Origin of the sequence: Methanobrevibacter sp., from assembly GCF_045646045.1 — an archaeon.
In the GTDB taxonomy this organism is placed as follows: domain Archaea; phylum Methanobacteriota; class Methanobacteria; order Methanobacteriales; family Methanobacteriaceae; genus Methanocatella.
In genome coordinates this window covers 48,332-66,030 of record NZ_JAZRJY010000026.1, presented here as the reverse complement: position 1 = coordinate 66,030, position 17,699 = coordinate 48,332, and the positions used below count along the sequence as shown (strand labels likewise).

General features: G+C 32.2%; 20 protein-coding genes and 2 tRNA genes. 19 read left to right on the top strand and 3 right to left on the bottom strand.

Annotated elements, in window-relative coordinates; translation table 11 throughout:
- Window positions 1–20 precede the first annotated feature (20 nt).
- From ACKI5C_RS01880 to ACKI5C_RS01850, 7 genes are all read left to right on the top strand, one after another.
- Window positions 21–1,010, top strand: coding sequence for a beta-ribofuranosylaminobenzene 5'-phosphate synthase (locus ACKI5C_RS01880; RefSeq protein ID WP_407431462.1), 990 nt, complete (start codon window positions 21–23; stop codon window positions 1,008–1,010).
- A gap of 8 nt (window positions 1,011–1,018) precedes the next feature.
- Window positions 1,019–1,501 carry a homoaconitase small subunit gene (gene hacB / locus ACKI5C_RS01875; protein WP_407431460.1) on the top strand — a complete coding sequence of 161 codons (483 nt, stop codon included), beginning with the start codon at window positions 1,019–1,021 and terminating at the stop codon, window positions 1,499–1,501.
- A gap of 25 nt (window positions 1,502–1,526) precedes the next feature.
- Window positions 1,527–2,144: an HVO_0476 family zinc finger protein gene (locus tag ACKI5C_RS01870; RefSeq protein WP_407431458.1), complete on the top strand. Its 618-nt coding sequence runs from the start codon at window positions 1,527–1,529 to the stop codon at window positions 2,142–2,144.
- Window positions 2,145–2,157: 13 nt separating this feature from the next.
- Window positions 2,158–3,432 (top strand): tRNA (N(6)-L-threonylcarbamoyladenosine(37)-C(2))-methylthiotransferase, encoded by a 1,275-nt coding sequence (locus ACKI5C_RS01865; RefSeq protein ID WP_407431456.1) that lies wholly within the window; start codon window positions 2,158–2,160, stop codon window positions 3,430–3,432.
- Between the two features lie 204 nt (window positions 3,433–3,636).
- Window positions 3,637–3,837 carry a histone family protein gene (locus tag ACKI5C_RS01860; protein ID WP_292797481.1) on the top strand — a complete coding sequence of 67 codons (201 nt, stop codon included), beginning with the start codon at window positions 3,637–3,639 and terminating at the stop codon, window positions 3,835–3,837.
- A 126-nt stretch (window positions 3,838–3,963) separates the two neighbouring features.
- Window positions 3,964–4,035 (top strand) — tRNA-Val (locus ACKI5C_RS01855).
- A gap of 3 nt (window positions 4,036–4,038) precedes the next feature.
- Window positions 4,039–4,111 (top strand) — tRNA-Phe (locus tag ACKI5C_RS01850).
- 96 nt (window positions 4,112–4,207) lie between these two features.
- Here the strand turns inward: ACKI5C_RS01850 and deoC are convergent.
- Both deoC and ACKI5C_RS01840 read right to left on the bottom strand, forming a co-directional pair.
- A complete protein-coding gene (gene deoC / locus ACKI5C_RS01845; RefSeq protein WP_407431453.1) occupies window positions 4,208–4,936 on the bottom strand; it encodes a deoxyribose-phosphate aldolase in 729 nt (242 codons plus the stop codon).
- A 75-nt stretch (window positions 4,937–5,011) separates the two neighbouring features.
- The gene (locus ACKI5C_RS01840) at window positions 5,012–6,667 is read right to left on the bottom strand and encodes a tRNA uridine(34) 5-carboxymethylaminomethyl modification radical SAM/GNAT enzyme Elp3 (protein WP_407431451.1); all 1,656 of its coding nucleotides are present in this window, start codon (window positions 6,665–6,667) and stop codon (window positions 5,012–5,014) included.
- A gap of 91 nt (window positions 6,668–6,758) precedes the next feature.
- On the opposite strand from ACKI5C_RS01840, the gene ACKI5C_RS01835 reads away from it, so the two are divergent.
- Both ACKI5C_RS01835 and ACKI5C_RS01830 read left to right on the top strand, forming a co-directional pair.
- The gene (locus ACKI5C_RS01835) at window positions 6,759–7,034 is read left to right on the top strand and encodes a PRC-barrel domain-containing protein (RefSeq protein WP_407431449.1); all 276 of its coding nucleotides are present in this window, start codon (window positions 6,759–6,761) and stop codon (window positions 7,032–7,034) included.
- A gap of 14 nt (window positions 7,035–7,048) precedes the next feature.
- A complete protein-coding gene (locus ACKI5C_RS01830; RefSeq protein WP_407431447.1) occupies window positions 7,049–7,345 on the top strand; it encodes a DUF2098 domain-containing protein in 297 nt (98 codons plus the stop codon).
- Window positions 7,346–7,352: 7 nt separating this feature from the next.
- Here the strand turns inward: ACKI5C_RS01830 and ACKI5C_RS01825 are convergent, their stop codons facing one another.
- On the bottom strand, window positions 7,353–9,434 hold the full coding sequence (locus ACKI5C_RS01825; protein ID WP_407431445.1) for a DEAD/DEAH box helicase: 2,082 nt from the start codon (window positions 9,432–9,434) through the stop codon (window positions 7,353–7,355).
- A gap of 122 nt (window positions 9,435–9,556) precedes the next feature.
- Here ACKI5C_RS01825 and ACKI5C_RS01820 point away from each other — a divergent pair, with 122 nt between their 5' ends.
- The 10 genes from ACKI5C_RS01820 to asd all read left to right on the top strand — a co-directional run bounded on the left by ACKI5C_RS01820 (window position 9,557) and on the right by asd (window position 17,679).
- Window positions 9,557–9,817, top strand: a complete 261-nt coding sequence (locus ACKI5C_RS01820; protein ID WP_296795613.1) for a thioredoxin family protein — start codon at window positions 9,557–9,559, stop codon at window positions 9,815–9,817.
- Window positions 9,818–9,842: 25 nt separating this feature from the next.
- Entirely contained in the window at window positions 9,843–10,919 is a 1,077-nt protein-coding gene (cbiD, locus tag ACKI5C_RS01815) for a cobalt-precorrin-5B (C(1))-methyltransferase CbiD (protein WP_407431443.1), read from the top strand.
- Entirely contained in the window at window positions 10,916–11,989 is a 1,074-nt protein-coding gene (locus ACKI5C_RS01810; protein ID WP_407431441.1) for a glycosyltransferase family 4 protein, read from the top strand. Before cbiD ends, ACKI5C_RS01810 begins: the two co-directional genes overlap by 4 nt.
- Window positions 11,986–12,852, top strand: coding sequence for a shikimate kinase (locus tag ACKI5C_RS01805; RefSeq protein WP_407431439.1), 867 nt, complete (start codon window positions 11,986–11,988; stop codon window positions 12,850–12,852). Before ACKI5C_RS01810 ends, ACKI5C_RS01805 begins: the two co-directional genes overlap by 4 nt.
- Before the next feature lie 118 nt (window positions 12,853–12,970).
- Window positions 12,971–13,306: a chorismate mutase gene (locus ACKI5C_RS01800; RefSeq protein WP_407431437.1), complete on the top strand. Its 336-nt coding sequence runs from the start codon at window positions 12,971–12,973 to the stop codon at window positions 13,304–13,306.
- The gene (locus ACKI5C_RS01795) at window positions 13,299–13,496 is read left to right on the top strand and encodes a 30S ribosomal protein S17e (protein ID WP_296795628.1); all 198 of its coding nucleotides are present in this window, start codon (window positions 13,299–13,301) and stop codon (window positions 13,494–13,496) included. The genes ACKI5C_RS01800 and ACKI5C_RS01795 overlap by 8 nt, the downstream gene beginning before the upstream one ends.
- A gap of 180 nt (window positions 13,497–13,676) precedes the next feature.
- Window positions 13,677–14,900, top strand: coding sequence for an aspartate kinase (locus ACKI5C_RS01790; RefSeq protein ID WP_407431435.1), 1,224 nt, complete (start codon window positions 13,677–13,679; stop codon window positions 14,898–14,900).
- Window positions 14,897–15,790 (top strand): 4-hydroxy-tetrahydrodipicolinate synthase, encoded by an 894-nt coding sequence (dapA, locus tag ACKI5C_RS01785; RefSeq protein ID WP_407431433.1) that lies wholly within the window; start codon window positions 14,897–14,899, stop codon window positions 15,788–15,790. Before ACKI5C_RS01790 ends, dapA begins: the two co-directional genes overlap by 4 nt.
- A 9-nt stretch (window positions 15,791–15,799) precedes the next feature.
- On the top strand, window positions 15,800–16,621 hold the full coding sequence (dapB, locus tag ACKI5C_RS01780; RefSeq protein WP_407431431.1) for a 4-hydroxy-tetrahydrodipicolinate reductase: 822 nt from the start codon (window positions 15,800–15,802) through the stop codon (window positions 16,619–16,621).
- 8 nt (window positions 16,622–16,629) lie between these two features.
- Entirely contained in the window at window positions 16,630–17,679 is a 1,050-nt protein-coding gene (gene asd / locus ACKI5C_RS01775; protein ID WP_407431429.1) for an aspartate-semialdehyde dehydrogenase, read from the top strand.
- Window positions 17,680–17,699: the final 20 nt, after the last annotated feature.

The following is a 17,699-nucleotide window of genomic DNA, read 5'->3' as shown; positions in this document are numbered from 1 at the left end:
ATTTTTAGGGTAGTATTGTTATGTATATCAAATCACCTTCAAGGCTTCATTTAGGTCTTATTGATATGAATGGTTCATATGGTAGGCTCGATGGGGGAATTGGATTAACTATTCAAAATCCTAGTTTCCTTTTATATGGTGAAAGTGCTGAAAAGGGAATTACAATTGATTTCAATGAAGAAGCTGACATATCCGATACTATTAAAAATGAATGCATTAAAAAAATCACTGATGCTGCTCAAAAGGTCACAGATTACTATGATGTGGATGAAGGATTTTACTTTAGAGTCGATGGTGCATATCCTCCCCATTCTGGTTTAGGATCTGGAACTCAAATAGCTTTATCTACGGGAAAACTCATTACAGAACATATCGGTCAGGAATCTAATGGTGTTACATTAGGTAAAATTACCGGTCGTGGTGGAACTTCCGGCATTGGAGTTTTTGCTTTTGATTATGGTGGTTTTATTGTTGATGGTGGACATAGTAGAAAAGAAAAAGACTCTTTTTTACCGTCTTCTGCTTCTGTAGCCAGTCCCCCACAGTTGTTTGGTCGTTATGAATTTCCCGATGAATGGGGTGTATTGCTGGTCATATTAAAATCTGATGTTAGTGTCAATGGTCAAAAAGAAGTTAATATTTTCCAAGAGTATTGTCCTATTGACCGTCAGGAAGTGGAATTATATTCTCATTTGATTTTTATGAATATGATACCATTTTTACTTGAAAAGGATTTGCCTTGTTTTGGAAACATAATTAATAAAATACAAACTATAGGATTTAAAAAAATCGAGGTTGAACTCCAATCAGATAACATTAAACAATTAATGGCAAAATTAACTGAAATTGGAGCATATGCTGTTGGAATGAGTTCTTTTGGACCGACAGTTTACTCATTTTACGATGAAACTAACAAACATATTGTAGAAGAAATTAAAGAATATGTTGGTGATGATGGTATTGTTATGACAACAAAAGCCCAAAATCATGGTCATATTCTTACTAAATAGTGATTATTATGGATATTATATCTGGAAAAACCTGGACTTTTGGTGAAAATATAGATACTGATGTTATTATTCCCGGAAGATACTTAAGGACATTCAATCCTCAAGATTTGGCGGACCATGTTCTTGAAGGGGAAAGACCGGATTTCACTGAAAATGTTCAAAAAGGTGATGTTATAGTTGCAGGTGAAAATTTTGGATGCGGTTCTTCACGTGAACAGGCTCCTGTTGCTATTAAAACTGCAGGTGTTGATGCAATTATTGCCAAATCATTTGCAAGAATTTTTTATAGAAATGCAATTAATATAGGTTTGCCAGTTATTGTAAGTGATATTGAAGCCAAGGACGGAGATATAATTAAAATTGACTTGGCTAATGGTAGTTTAATAAATGAAACTTCTGGTGAATCTGTTAGATTTGAACCATTTAAAGAGTTCATGTTAAATATTTTGGAAGATGGTGGTTTAGTAAACCATTATTTAAATAAAGATTAATTTTTTTTAAAAAAGGAGGCATAAAATGGAATGTCCTATTTGTGGTTCTGAGGATATTGAAATATTGAATTCAAAACAAAAGGAATCGAAAAAGAAATTTATGGAAGAATATCTTTTAAAATGCTTTGACTGCGGTCATGTTTTTAAAGATGTTGTTTCTGCCAGTAAACCTAAAATGTACAGACTTATCATATCTGAACAAAATAAATCTCATAAAACTTCAATTGAATTATCTCCAAGCGATGATTTGAAAGTTGGTGATATTTTACTTTCTGATGTGGGTCAGGTTGAAGTTTCAAGTATTGAAATAGATGATACTCGTGTAAATAAATCATTAATTGAAGATATTACAACAATCTGGGCAACATCTGTTGAAATTCCTGCAAGAATAGGATTTTCTGTAGATTTGCATGGTAAAGTTGATTCATATAAGCTAGACCTGGAAAGAGATTTTGAAATTGCTCCTGGTGATATTGTAAAAATCGAGAATCATATTGTAAAAGTTCATGTTATAAAAACAAATGATAGAAAACTTACTTCAGGTTTTGCCAAAGCAGGAGTAATCAAAAGAGTTTATTCAAAACCAGTTAAATTCAATAATTATGATTATGATTTAACATCAAATATTTTCAAAAAAACTTAAATTGTGAGTATCTATGAAAGTATATATTGATTCATACGGTTGTACATTTAACAAAGCTGATGGTCAAATAATGGCCGGTGTTTTAAATGAAAATAACATCGATTTGGTAGATAATATTGATGATGCAGATGTTATTATTGTAAATACTTGTTATGTTAAATTACCAACTGAAAATAAGGTTGTTTATAAAATTCAACAGTTGCAAAAGAATTTCCCTGATAAAAAAATTATTGTTGGGGGATGTATGGTAGAAATAGATCCTGAAAAACTGGATAGTATCGGACCAAATTGTAGCTGGATTGGGCCTCATCAATTGAATAAGGCTGCTGATGTTGTTAAACAAACTTATTGTGGTGAAGTTGTACGGGAATGTGGTTTTTCTAAGGAAAGTAAAGTTGGTGTTCCTAAAGTCACAGATGATTCTTTAATCCACATTATTCAAATTTGTGAAGGTTGTTTGGGTGCCTGTACTTTTTGCTGTACTCGTTTTGCCCGAGGACCATTAAATAGTTATCCAATTTCAGATATTGTTGCTGAAGCAAAGGAAGCTATTGAAAATGGTGCCTGTGAAATTCAACTCACTGCTCAGGATACCATGGCTTTTGGCCGGGACACTGGTGAAAAACTATCTACTTTAATCAAAGAAGTGGCTAATTTAGATGGAGATTTTCGTGTTCGTGTTGGAATGATGCATCCTAAAAACATTTTAAATGATGTTGATGAAATAATTGATGCAATAAAACAACCGAAGGTATATAATTTTATTCATTTACCTATACAAAGTGGTAGTGACAAAGTCCTAAAAGAAATGAGGCGTGGTCATACTGTTGATCAGTATATTGAAATTGTCAATAAATTTAAAAAAGAAATTCCGGATTTAACTTTGGCAACAGATATAATTGTTGGCTATCCGACAGAAAATAATGATGACTTTTTGAAAACTGTAGATTTACTTAATGAAGTAAAACCTAGTTTGATTCATTTGTCAAAATATCAGCACCGGAAGGGTGCAATTTCTTCATCACTTAAAGAAATTCCTCATCAAACAATGAAGGAACGCTCTAAATTTTTATCCAAAATCAAAGGTGAAATAACAAAGCAAGAAAACGAAGAATTGCTTGATTCCCACCAAAATGTTTTAATTGTGGAAAAGGGTTCTAAAGGTGGATTTATTGGTAAAACTGATTCTTATATTCCTGTGGTAGTTGAAGATGTTAATCTAGGTGAGTTTGTTCGTGTAAAAATAACTCATGCAACAGCCACATACCTAAAGGGCATTGTAGAATAATTTATTTTTTTTAGTTTTTTATGTTGTTGTTTTTATAATTTTTATATATTTTTTGTCTTTAATTTTTAATTTTTTTATTATTATTTTTGTATAGATAAAACCTCTTATTGATAGCTCAATGGTTAATATATAAATGGTAAATAAGCATTATTTCCAAAACATTTATATACTATGTCTTACTATCATTTAATTGGAGGTGAAATAATGAGTGAATTACCAATCGCACCAGTAGGTCGTATCTTAAAAAATGCTGGAGCTCAAAGAATTAGTGACGAAGCTAAAATTGCATTAGCTGAAGCATTAGAAGAAAAAGGTGACGAAATCGCTAAAAAAGCAGTTAATTTCGCACGCCACGCTGGTAGAAAAACTGTAAAAGCTGAAGATATCAAATTAGCTATCAAATAAGCTTTTTACTTTTTATTTAAAATCTATTGGCCATTTTCTTGGTCAATTATTTTATTTTTTTCATCGGTCTAGATTTTTTTGCAAAGTTTTATATATTACTTTTTACATATGATAATATGTTGTATAGGACCGGTGGTCTAGGGGTATGATTCCTCTTTGACGTGGAGGAGATCACGAGTTCGAATCTCGTTCGGTCCATATGCCATGGTAGTTCAGATGGGAGAACGCTAGACTGAAGATCTAGATGTCGCTGGTTCAAGTCCGGCCCATGGCATTACTATTTCTTATATTTTTTTTAAAATTATTCATTTAATATAATATTCTATTTTTTATAAAAAAAATAAATTTTAATGGTGATTGGTTTTTAAATTTAATTTTTATTTAATGTAATTGATTTTGGCTTAACCTGGGTGTTTTCTCTTAATTCTTTATATTTGCTAACAATTTGATATCCGTTATTTGATGCAATCAAATCAGCACCTGCAGTTAATACTTGGTGAGCCATTTTCCAGATATCAATCCCATCATAAACTTCTATTTTTGTTTTAGGAGCATATTTTTGGAATATGTTAATATCGTTTACAATTTCATAAATGTGATTTGGTGTTAAAAATCCTGTTGAAGTTTTAATATAATCAACATTAGCATTTTCTAATCTTATTACAAGATTTGCTTTTTGTTCATCTTCAAGAATCTTACTTTCAATAATTATTTTTAGTGTTGTATCTCCAAGAGCTTCTTTAATTTGTTTAGCTTCATCTTCTATTAAATCATATTTTTCATTTACCACATGATTTAAATTAATCACTGAATTAACTTCATCTGCTCCTTTTTCAACTAATGTTAGAGCTTCAGCGATTTTTGACTCTGTATTTTCACAACCTAATGGGAATCCAATGACACTGCCTATTCTTGTATCACAGTCAGCCAATATTTCTTTAGCTAACGGAACATATGTCGGATTTATTGTAACTGAATTGAAATTCCATTCTTTGGCTTGATTTAAGAATTCTGTCATTTCAGCTTCACTAATCATGTTATTTAAATTTGTATAGTTTATAAGACTAGCCAAGTGTTTTGAATTTTTTATTCTGTACATATTACCACTCTTTATATTTTTTAATTGTTAGTTAATATACGAATGAACCTATATATAACTTTTGTCTTGATTTTTTCATATTAATTTTTTTGCCATATAAGGGCCTTTTCTTTCATAACCAAATTTTCGGTAATAATTTCTAGATCCGATACCACTAATAATGGCAATTTCATCTTTATCATTATCAATAGCTAAATTTTCAGCTTCTTTTAACAATTTTTCACCAAAACCAGTGTGCTGGCCAATTGCCGGATTTTTGTCACCAATCTGTATCATATTTCCATAAACGTGAAGTTCACGAATTAAGGCTGTCTTATTCGTAATTTCTGGTCTGAAACTATTTTCGGAAGGTATTCTGAAACGTAAAAATCCTGCAATACTTTCTTCATTTTTATCTTCGATTGAAATGAATGTTTCTTCACCGCCACATGCAGTATATGACTCTTTGAATAATCTGAAATCATCTAACGCATAATTTTCATTAGTTTTTTTATGTCCGATTTCACGGCATCTGATACATTGACAGTTGATTTGGTTCTCATCTAATTTATTATAGACAAGTTCTCCAAGGTTTGATTTTTGAACACCTGCTTCAATTAATGTGGATGGAATATCTCTTTGTATTCTCATTGTTCTAACCCACTTCGGAAGTATTTTTTTAATTTCCACTATCAAATCAACAGCTTCTTCATCGGTATATGGGCTGTAAACTCCATCTTTCCACATGTCATACAATTCACTGCCTTCAGTAACGAGACATGGGTATATTTTAAGCATGTCCGGTTTAAAATTATCATCGCTGAATAACTGTTTAAACATTTTCAAATCTTCTTCCTGACGTACAAATAATCCTGGCATCATGTGCATGGCCACTTTAATGGCGGAATCTCTTAAAAGTTGATTGGATTCAATAACATCTGCAATAGCATGGCCTCTTTTTACTTTGGCATATAGTTCATCGGACAGTGTCTGAACACCTAATTCAACTCTTGTAACACCAAAATTCAGCATTCTGTTAATATGGTCTTTTTTGCAGTAATCGGGACGTGTTTCAAAGGTCATTCCCACACATCTGACTTTGGAATTTTCATTGGCAATCTGAATATCGTCAATAAGTACATAATCGTCTGGGGGATATGTTTTCACAACATCTTTTTCAAATTCTCTGATTAATGGTTTGTTTATTTCAAATTCAGCATTATTTTCTAAAATCAATCCAAAATCGGTCATTGCTTTAAGGCATTGTGATACAAACCATTCCTGATAGCAAAGATCTCTTGAAGGAAATGTTCCTCCCATTATAATTAATTCAACTTTATCAATAGGATGGCCTATTTTTTTGAGTTGTGATAATCTGTTGAAACATTGAACATAAGGATGATATTCAAACATTCTGCCCCTTAAAGCTGCAGGCTCTTCACCAGTATAACTTGGCGGAGCTATATCACTTTCCGGACAGTATAAACATCTTCCATGAGGACATTTGTGTGGATGACACATTACAGCTACGATAGCCACACCAGATTTTGTTCTTGTTGGTTTTTTCTTTAATGTATCTGAAACAAGCTCTTTTTCTTCTGTAGTTGCATATTCAAGAATATCTGCATTGCTCATAAATCTTGATAATTTTAAATCACGACAAAGCTGTCTTTTGCGAACTTCCAAATCCCGTCGAGTAGATATTTTGCCTTCAATTATATCATCAATTATAATTCGGCATGCTTCTTTCATTTATTATTCACCTATTATTATATTTGATAGTTAATTTTATATATTGGTATGTTTTAATAGTATATTAAAATAATTACAATGAGGCGATAAAATGCGTGCAAAACAATTTTTCGGTATTACTGTATTAGATAAAAAAGTAAGAGAAGTAGGTAGAATTGAAGATGTAGAAATTGATACTGATAATGGTAATGTAACAACTCTTATTATTTCATTAAATAAAGGTCTCTTTTCAAATGATTCAATCGAAGTAGATTTCGATGCTATTTCTACTATTGGTGACTACATTCTCTTAAACACTGAAATCGCTGAAGAAGAAGTGGAAGAAGAAAAACCAGAAAAAGTTACTGTTGAAGTTGATGACGAATAAGTAAGAGGTATATCATGGCATTTGATGCTCGTGATAAAGAAATTTCAGTCGATGATTTTGTTCGCTATGCAGATACTGGAACCATGGGCAAAGTTCTTGAAATTAAAACCGAAGATGAAATCGATTGGGTTTTAATTGATAAAACTAACTTATGGTATAAAGCTAAATTAGTTGAACTTCTCGATGAAAAAGATATTAAAATTAAATTTACACCTTCAGGTCGTGAAGTCGACATTGAAGAATTAAAAGAAAAAGCGGATAAACTGGAAAACATGCAAATGGATTCTAGTGTTGCAGAAGGTGGAGGTTAATCCTCCCCTAATAACTATCTGCAAATTGTTTTATTTTTTTAGATAATGTTTCACCTATACCATCAATTTTTTGTAATTCTTTCTCGCTAACTGATTTTAAATCAAGACCAAATATGTCAACAATGTTTCTTGCTCGTTTTCTTCCAAGACGTTTAACACCAACTACAAGTGGGATAATGTCTTCTTTGACACCGTAATAAAGTCTTGCAGATAAATAATCATAATCTTTTAGTTTGGAATAATCTCCTAAGACTTCTGACGTATTTTTAGCAAATCTTATAAGTCTTGATGCTTCATATGCAGTTCTTCTGGTTGATGCTGAATAAACACCATATCTATTTTCTATTTCATATTCGTTGCGTTCGTCAATCCATTCAATTAAGGATACTGTTGTAGCTTCAGGATTTCCAATATCAACAGCGAAAAGACCTGCTTCAGACATTTTTTCACGGACAGGATCCTTATTTTTCTTACCTTTGAATGTAATCAGTGGCAGATCTGGTGTTTCTGCAAGAGCATAAATGAATTCTGGAATATTGAATGTATCCATTGAAGAAATGTATTCTTTGATTTTAACAGCAGTTTCTACACTATAATTGGATTTGGCAATTAAATTTCCAAAATCTGTTGTTTTAAGACCTTCTGGTGTTGCTCTGATTATTCCATTTTGAAGTAAGAACTGCAATGCATTTTCGAGTTCCCACTTTAAACTATCTGATGCAAACAATGACATTGACGGATTATTGCTCATCTGATAGCCATATAATGTTTTTTCAAAGAAATCAACCAATTCATCCAAATCTTTAGATAATGTAGATGCAATTTGTGCTATAATTTGTTTATAAACTGCATCTTTATTATCAACTAATTTTGAGTTAGTCAGTTCAATTTCTCCATTAATATAATAATCCTGAAGGTTAATGGCTTCATCAGCAGTTTTTGCAATAAGGTATGAGTATCCTACGTCATCATATTGAGGTCTTCCTGCACGTCCGGACATTTGTTCATAATCAAAAACAGGAATTGGCTGCGGACCGTTACTTGTCCAGCGTGTTGTATCTCTTATGGCAACGGATTTGGAAGGTAAATTAACACCATACATTAAACTTGGTGTTGCACTAATCATTAAAATATTTCCTTTTCTGAATTCCTCTTCAATAATTTCTTTCTGTTCATTGAAAAGCCCTGCATGGTGGAATGCAATTCCTTTTTCGGCAGCTTCAGCTAATTTGACACAGGTTGTTGTTGGGAGTGATCCTTTATTTTTAGGAACTTCAAGTAATTTATTTGCAACTTCTTTAAAATCTTGTTTTTGTTGTTTAGAAAGTTTTTTGTTGATTTTTTTTGCAACATATGTGGCTAAACTTTCTGTGAATCTTCTTGTTGATACAAATGACAGTGCCTGTGAGTTGTCTTTCATTGCTTTTTCAACAATCTTGACAATTATGTCATTTTTATTTTTTGTATTGAACATTTCACCATCTAAAACTTCTTTATTCAATGGAACTGGTCTGTAATCATGTTCAATACATGTTCCTTCAAGCCATCCTTCTATTTCTTCAATATTTCGAAGTGTAGCGGATAATGCTATTATTCTCATTGAGGGGTTAATGATTTTTGCTCTTGTAATAGCTGCTTCAAGTGTAGGTCCTCTGCTATATTCTCCAATCATGTGAAATTCATCGATAATTAATGTATCAACATCACGTAGAGTATCCCAGGAAAAACGTGTAAGGGCATCAAATGATTCAAAAACCATAACGGATAAATCTGCACTTGATGGATGTTTTCCAACACTGATTCCATGTTCTTCAAATGCTTTGAACTCTTGCACTTTTTCGTTTTGAATTGATAATAGAGGTGCTGCATAAACAGCTTTTCCCTTATTCAAAATGGTTTTAAGGGCAGGCAATACTCCCAAAACGGTTTTACCACTTGCTGTTGGAATACAAATAATGTAATTTGATTTATCTTCCAAATACCCTGATTCAATTACTGCTTTTTGTGCCGGGTTAAACTCTTTAATGTATGGGTATGCACTATTAATTATTTTTTTGATATCTTCAGGTAAATTTTCCATTTTAATCAATTAAATATTGATTTTTTATATATTAATATATTTGTAGAGAGCATTTGAATAGTAACCTTAACAATTTATATAGTATAATTAATATAATAGTTACAAAATACAATTTTTTAGGTGTTATGATTATGGTAATTAAAGTTGAAGTATTCAAAACTGATTCATGTCCTCACTGTCCTGCAGCAGTAAGTGCTGCTGAAAGTGCTAAAGCCAAATTAGGTGACCAAATCGATGTTGAAATAGTTAATGCAAATGACCCTGCAAACATTGATAGGGCTAGAGAATACCAAATTATGGCTGTTCCAACTGTTGTTATTGATGGTAACGTTGAATTTATCGGTGCACCTAGCGATAGTGATTTAATTGAAAAACTAGAATCTTTATTATAGATTCTCTCTTTTTTTTATTATAGAAATGTCTGATGAAAATTATACTGGTGTTACTACAGGTACTGTAGCTACAGCTTGTTCTCTTGCAGCTATTGATGCAATTATAGATTCACCAGATATTGTTTGTGTTAATGTTGAAACTCCTAAAAAAACTTTAGGTATTCTTATAGATGATTGTCGTAAGTTATCTGCTGATTCTGCTTGTGCTGTAGCTCATAAAAATCCATATAATGATCCTGATGTTACGGTTAATTTAGATATTGTTGCCCATGTAGAATTAATAAATTTTACAGGTGATAAAGTAATTATATTTGGTGGAGAAGGGGTTGGCGTTATAACAAAACCGGGTCTTCAAATTCCTGTTGGCGATTATGCAATCAATCCTGTTCCTCGAAAGATGATTAAAAAGAATTTGGAAGATAAAGTTCCAGAGGGCAAATCAGCAAAAGTTACTATTTCCATTCCTAAAGGGCGCGAAATTGCCAAAAAAACAATGAATCCTAAATTAGGTATTATTGATGGAATTTCAATATTGGGAACAACCGGAATTGCCCGATCAATGTCCAGTGAAGCCTATAAAAATTCCATAGTTACTCAGATTGATGTTGCAATTGCGTCTGATTTAAAGGATTTGCTTTTTGTTCCAGGTAATATAGGTGAAAAATTGGCCTTAAAAAGACTGAATGTTACAAAAGAACAGATTATTCAAACAGGCAATTATGTTGGATTCATGTTTGAAGAAGCTAAAAAACGTGGAATAGATAAATTTACATATTTTGGCCATATTGGAAAATTAATAAAAGTGGCTGGTGGGATATTCAATACAAAACATGCTGTTGCAGATGGCAGGCGTGAAATAATGATTACTCATGCTGCGATTTGCGGAGCTGAAAAAGAAATATTGGAAAAATTATATGATTCAGCTACAACTGATGATATGCTGGATATTTTAAAGGAAATAAGTCTTCAAAAGGATGTAGCAAACAGCATTGCGGCAGCTATTAAACAAAGATGTATGCAGCGTTTTGAACTGGATATTGATGTAATTTTAGTTGACATGGAAGGTAACTATTTAAACGATAATATGGAAGGATTTTTATGAAAATAGCTATGGTTGGCCAATTTCCCCCGCATTTTGGTGGAGTCGGTGTTCATATTCATACATTATCAAAAGAACTTGTAAAACAGGGTCATGAAGTTTATGTAATAACATACCCCCATTCTGATTTGAAGGATATTGATGGAATTCATGTTATTGGAACTACTGGAATTAACATTCCCGGAATCAGGGGTTTGATGTTTGAAAGAAATGCAAAAAAGGCTTTAAATCAATTATTAAAAGAAGTTGATATTGATATAATTCATGGCCATTATTTATTCCCTGCAGGTGCTGCTGCATGTGATGTAGGTTCAAAGCATAATATAAAAACATATGTTACTGCTCACGGATCAGACATGTTTGAAATGTATAAAAAACAGTCATTTATGAGGCCTTTCATTAAAAATGTATTAAAAAAGGCCGATGTTGTATTTGCAGTAAGTAATGCTTTAAAAGAGGAGATACTTGCTACTGGTGTAGACGGAATTGAAGCTAAAACCAGATTATACTGGAATTCTGTCGATATAAATAAATTTTCTAAGGATAATAAAAATCTGCTTGAAAATCATGGAAAACCTATTGTTTTATTTGTAGGAAATCTTATAAAACGTAAAAATGTAAATTTGATTTTAGAAGCTAAAAAACAGTCAAAGGTTGATTATGAACTGGTTATCGTCGGTGACGGTCCCCTTAAAAAAGACCTGGAGAATAAAGTGAAAAGCGAAAATATTTCTGATGTAAGATTTTTAGGCTCCAGAAATGATGTTGAAAATATAATTCCTGGCTGTGATGTTTTGGTACTGCCGTCATTTTCCGAAAGTTTTGGCCTGGTGTTAATTGAAGCGCTGGCATGTGAAAAACCTGTTATTGGAAGCAATGTGGGAGGAATAACTGAAATCATTACAAATGACGTCGGGTTATTGATTAATCCTTATGATTCTTCAAGCTTAACCAGTGCAATTGATAAAATGATTGGTGATGATAAGTTTAGGCAAGTTTTAGCTTCAAATGCAAGAAAAAGAGCTATTGATTTTAGTAAAGTTGAAATTCCATATGATGAGATGAAACAATGATTAAAAAAATTAAATGTCCCGGTTCTGCAACAATAATTAATGCTATAGCAACAGGCTTCGGATCTGCTTTTGGAATTGGCCTTAATATTAAATGCGAGGCTAAAAGTATTGATTCAGGAATTAAATGTTATAATGATGTTGGAGCAAGTACAGATTTGATGGATTTATGTGTTGATAAGGTTTTTGAAAGATATTCTGTTGATAAAAATGATTTCGGTCTTGAAATAAAAACGGAATCAACATTGCCTATGGCATCCGGTCTTTCAAGCAGCAGTGCTTCTTCCAATGCTATTGTGGCAATTTCTTCTAATATAATCAGTGAAGAATTCAATTTATCTCCATTAACTGATTTGGAAATTATCAATTTAGCTATTGATGCATCTATTGAAGCGGGTGTTACTATAACAGGTTCATTTGATGATGCAACAGCATCCTATTTTGGTGGGGTTGTTGTAACAGATAATAAGAACCGTGAATTTATAATTAAAGAAAAAATGGATGATTATAAGATATTGGTATATATGCCAAATTTCCATGCCAAATCTGGAGACAGTGATGTTAATCGTATGAAAGTCTTAGCACCTCTTGTAGAGACAGCATTTGATTTTGCAAAAAGTAAAGATTATTTTAAAGCTCTTAACTTAAATGGTTTGATTTATGCATCCACATTGGGCTTTGATTCTTCTATTGCAATTGATGCAATTCAATCTGGAGCTATTGCTTCAGGTCTTTCAGGAACAGGTTCTTCATTCGTTGCAGTCTGCGATGATGGCTCTATTGATGATATAAAAGATGTTTGGAGCTCTCGCGAGGGTCGTGTTATTGAAACTGCTGTAGATAATGAAGGATGTGTCTTCTTATAATTTAAATTTTTAATTATTTTTTAAAATTTCTATTTTAGGCTAATTTATGCCATAGTTTATATACTATGATTATTATAAATTATATTATTATCATTATTATCAAATTTTGGTGATTTTTTTGAATGATGAAAATAGTGTAAAAACTTTCAAAAATAAAGAAGAAGCTGAAAATCTTCTTAAAGAATCTAGAAATCGCATTGATGAGATTGATAATGAGTTATTTGATTTAATTTGCCAGAGAACTTTTCTTGCAAAGGATATTGCCCTTGCAAAAGAATATTTGGGTATGCCAATTTATGATAAAAATAGGGAAGAGGTAGTCCATGCAAAAATTGAAGAGTTATCTGAGAAAAACGGTATTGATGCTGAAATAATTGATCAAATCGTTAATATGCTAACTATATTAAGTAAAAATGAACAGAAAGAAATATTGAGGAGGAATGTTGATGGGTAATATTAGAACTTCATTTGTTAAACGTTTAGCAAGAGAACTTATTGATACTCACAAAGGTGTTTTCACTACTGATTTTGAAGAAAACAAAAAATTGGTATCTGAATATTCAACCGTAAGTACTAAACATTTAAGAAATAAAATTGCTGGATATGTTACAAGACTTGTTAAATTAGAACAAGCTCAAGAATAAATTTAATAAATTTTATTCTTTTTTTATATACTTTTTTTTAAAATTATATTTTTTTTTAATAAAATCCTTTTTTTTTAAAAGTTTATTAATATCTTTAAATAAAAATATATATCGTATTTTTATATAATTAAAAATTTTATAAAAACTATTGAATAGTTTTTAGAAATAGGTGTGAATTTGATGGATTTAATAGTAGCAAAATTCGGGGGTACGTCGGTTGGAGATGGCTCTAGAATTAAAAAAGCGGCGCAGTCCGTAGTAAATGAGTATATGAAAGGCAAACAAATAGTAGTTGTAGTTTCTGCAGTTAACAAGACTACTGATGATCTCATTGGTTTATCTAATGAAGCGATTGGTGGAAATTTAACTGATAATCAGAAGGCGGAAATTATGGCTATGGGTGAATTAACTAGTGCTAGATTATTCTCCGCAACTGTTGAATCTTTAGGCGTTAAATCTCAGTTTATTGACCCATATAATGAATTATGGCCAATCATAACAGATTCAAATGCTTTGGAAGCAAGAATTGATTTCGCAACTACTCAAGAAAAATTTAAAGGTATTGAAGACCTTTTAAATCAAGGAATTATTCCTATAATATGTGGATTTTTAGGAAAAGGACCTAGCGGAGAAATCACAACTCTTGGACGAGGTGGAAGTGATATATCTGCATTTTTAATTGGTCACTGTTTGGATGCTAATGAAGTAATTATCGTGACTGATGTTGAAGGTGTAATGTCCACTGATCCTAATAAAATTGAAGAAGCAGAGTTATTAAATGAAATAACTGTTGAAGAACTATGGGATTTAGCTACTCATGGTGCTCAAGTTTTACATCCTCATGCATTAAGATATAAAGACCCATTAATAAATGCAAAAATTATTAATTTTGCTTATGGTGATTTAGCTGTAAAAGGAACCCGTATTACAGGTCCTTTTGAGGGTGATATGATGAAATCCGTATCTCTTTATAAAAATCCTATTTCTCTTATAGCTTTAGTTGGCGATGGTATGCTTAAAAAAGCAGGTTTATTGGCTAAAATAACAACTTGTCTTGCAAGCAATAATATTAATATATTTGGCATTTCAGCAGGACAAAATTCAATGACAGTATTCGTCGAAAGAGATTATTCACAAAAAGCATATCGTTTGTTGCACAGTTTGGTCATTGAGGATGATATTTTGAGTTCATTATCTTTAGCTGGAGATACTTCCATGATTACGGTTGTTAGTCCAGATTTTGCAGATGAAACTCCTGGAATTATTTCAAAAATTACAGAACCGCTAAGGAAAAACCATATAAATATTATAGAAATATCTTCATCCCAAACTGCTATTGTTGTTTATGTTGGTATAGAAGATGGTAAAAAAGCATATGAATTACTTAATGAGGTTTTAAAATGAATTTTGAAGGAACTTATGTTGCAATGGTCACTCCTTTTAATAAAGAAGGAAGTATTGATGAAGAAGGTTTTAGGTCAAATATAAACTATTTGATTGAAAGAGGTGTCAATGGATTGGTTGGTGCTGGTACTACAGGTGAATCAGCCACATTAACTCATGATGAACACAGAGAAATTATAGAGATATTGATTGATGAAGTTGATGGTAGAGTTGAGACTATTGCTGGGTCAGGTAGTAATTCAACTACTGAAGCTTTGGATTTAACAAAATTTGCTCAGGATGTTGGTGCTGATGCTGCATTAGTTATTACTCCTTATTATAACAAACCTCAACAACATGCACTTGTAAACCATTATAGAGTCATTGGAGAAAATAGTGATATTCCTATTATTGCTTATAATGTACCTTCCCGTACTGGAGTAAATATGGATGTCGAAACCATTGTCGAATTAGCTAAAATTGACAATATTGATGCTGTTAAAGAAGCAAGCGGAAGTGTTGATAAAGTTTCAGATATTTACAATGCTCTTTTAGCTGAAAACCTTGAAGATGATTTCAATATTTTATCTGGTGAAGATTCCTTGACCTTACCTCTCATGGCCGTTGGGGCTACCGGTGTAATTTCTGCATCCGCAAACATTGATGCAAAAAGAATGGTTTTAATGGTTGATAGTATTTTAAATGATGATTATGATCGCGCTTTTGAACTTCATAATGCTATGTTGGAATTAATAAGAGCATTATTCATTGAAAGTAATCCGGTTCCTGTAAAAACTGCAATGAATATTATGGGACTTCCGTCCGGACCTTTAAGGGAGCCATTAGCTCCAATGAAAGATGAAAATCTTGAAGTTCTTAAAAAAGCTTTAAAAAATTCAGAATTAATTTAAGGTGTTTAAATGATTAAAGTAGCAGTAACTGGAGCTGCTGGAAGAATGGGCTCCGGTATTATCAGAAAAGTAACTGAGCAAGATGACATGGAAGTTGTTGCAGCTATTGAAATTCCTAATACTCCTTTAGAAGGACAGGATGCTGGTCTTAAAGCTGGTGTTGGGGATTTGGGTGTTAAAATTGTTGGTGCTGAAAAATTAGAAGAAACTTTAAAAGAAACTAAACCTGATGTATTGGTTGATTTCACTATTGCACATGCTGCGGTTGAAACTATAAAAACTGCCACTGCATGTGGTGTTAATATAGTTGTTGGAACAACTGGTTTTTCAGAAGAACAAATGGCATCTAATATTAAAAATGTTGAAGATAATAATGTTGGTGCAGTAATTTCATCAAATATGGCAATTGGAGTAAATGTATTTTTCAATACTTTAAAGAAATTAGCTCCATTATTATATGATTTTGATATTGAAATTATTGAAGCCCACCACAATCAGAAAAAAGATGCTCCGTCCGGAACAGCAATGACTGCATTTGAAGTAATTGCAGAGGCACTTGAACGTGATCCTGAAGAGGTTGGAGTTTATGGAAGACATGGTTTAGTCGGTAAAAGAACTCCTGAAGAAATAGGTGTTCATGCTATCCGTGGTGGAGATATTGTTGGTGACCACACAGTAATGTTTGTTGGTGATGGTGAAAGATTGGAAGTTAAACATCAGGCTCATACCAGGGAAGTTTTCATTGCTGGTGTAATTAGAGCAATAAGATACGTTCCTACTGCCGAAAAAGGTGTTGTAAGTAGTATGAATGATGTTTTAGGATTAGAATAGGTGATTTTATGGTAAATGTTGGTGTACTTGGTGCTACAGGAATGGTTGGTCAAAGATTTATCCAATTATTGGATAATCATCCTGATTTTGAACTCACTGCTCTTGCAGCTTCTTCACGTTCTGCAGGTAAAAGATATGAGGATGCTACTACTTGGTATCTTGATGATGCTATGCCTGAATCTGTAAAAGATATAATTGTATGTGAAACTAATCCTGAAGAAATGGATAATGATGTGGATATTGTATTTTCATCACTTCCTACTGAATTTGCAGCTAAAGTCGAAAAGGATTTTGCAAAAGATTATGTTGTTGCAAGTAATGCAAGTGCTCATAGGATGAAGAAAAATATTCCTTTAGTAATTCCTGAAGTTAATCCTGAGTATTTAGACATGATTGATGCTCAGCAGAAGGAAAATAACTGGGATGGATTTATTGTTACCAATCCTAATTGTTCTACTATTGCTTTAACATTATCATTAAAACCTATAGTTGATAATTTTAATATTAAATCAATCAGGGTATCAACCATGCAAGCAGTTTCCGGTGCGGGTTATAATGGTGTTCCATCAATGGCTATTGTTGATAATCTTGTTCCATATATCGGCAGTGAAGAAGAAAAGATGGAATCTGAAACTTTGCACTTATTGGGGACTTTTGACGGTGAAAAAGTTAACGATGCTGATTTCAAATTAAGTGCTTCATGTCATAGGGTTCCTGTTATTGATGGTCATACTGAGGCAGTATTTATTGAGTTGGGTGATGACTTTGACATTGATGATGTGAAAGAAAAAATGGCAAATTTCAAAGCTCTTCCTCAAGAATTAAATTTATTCTCAGCACCTGAAAATCCAGTTATTATCAAAGAAGAAATAGACAGGCCTCAGCCAAGAATGGATAGAAATGCGGGCAATGGTATGTCTGTTAGTGTTGGTAGATTAAGAAAAGACCAAGCTTTTGATAATAGTTTAAAATATGTTCTTGTTGGACATAATACTATTCGTGGTGCTGCTGGAGCATCAGTATTAAATGCAGAGTTAATTAATGATAAAATACTTTAATTTAACTCATTTATTTTTTT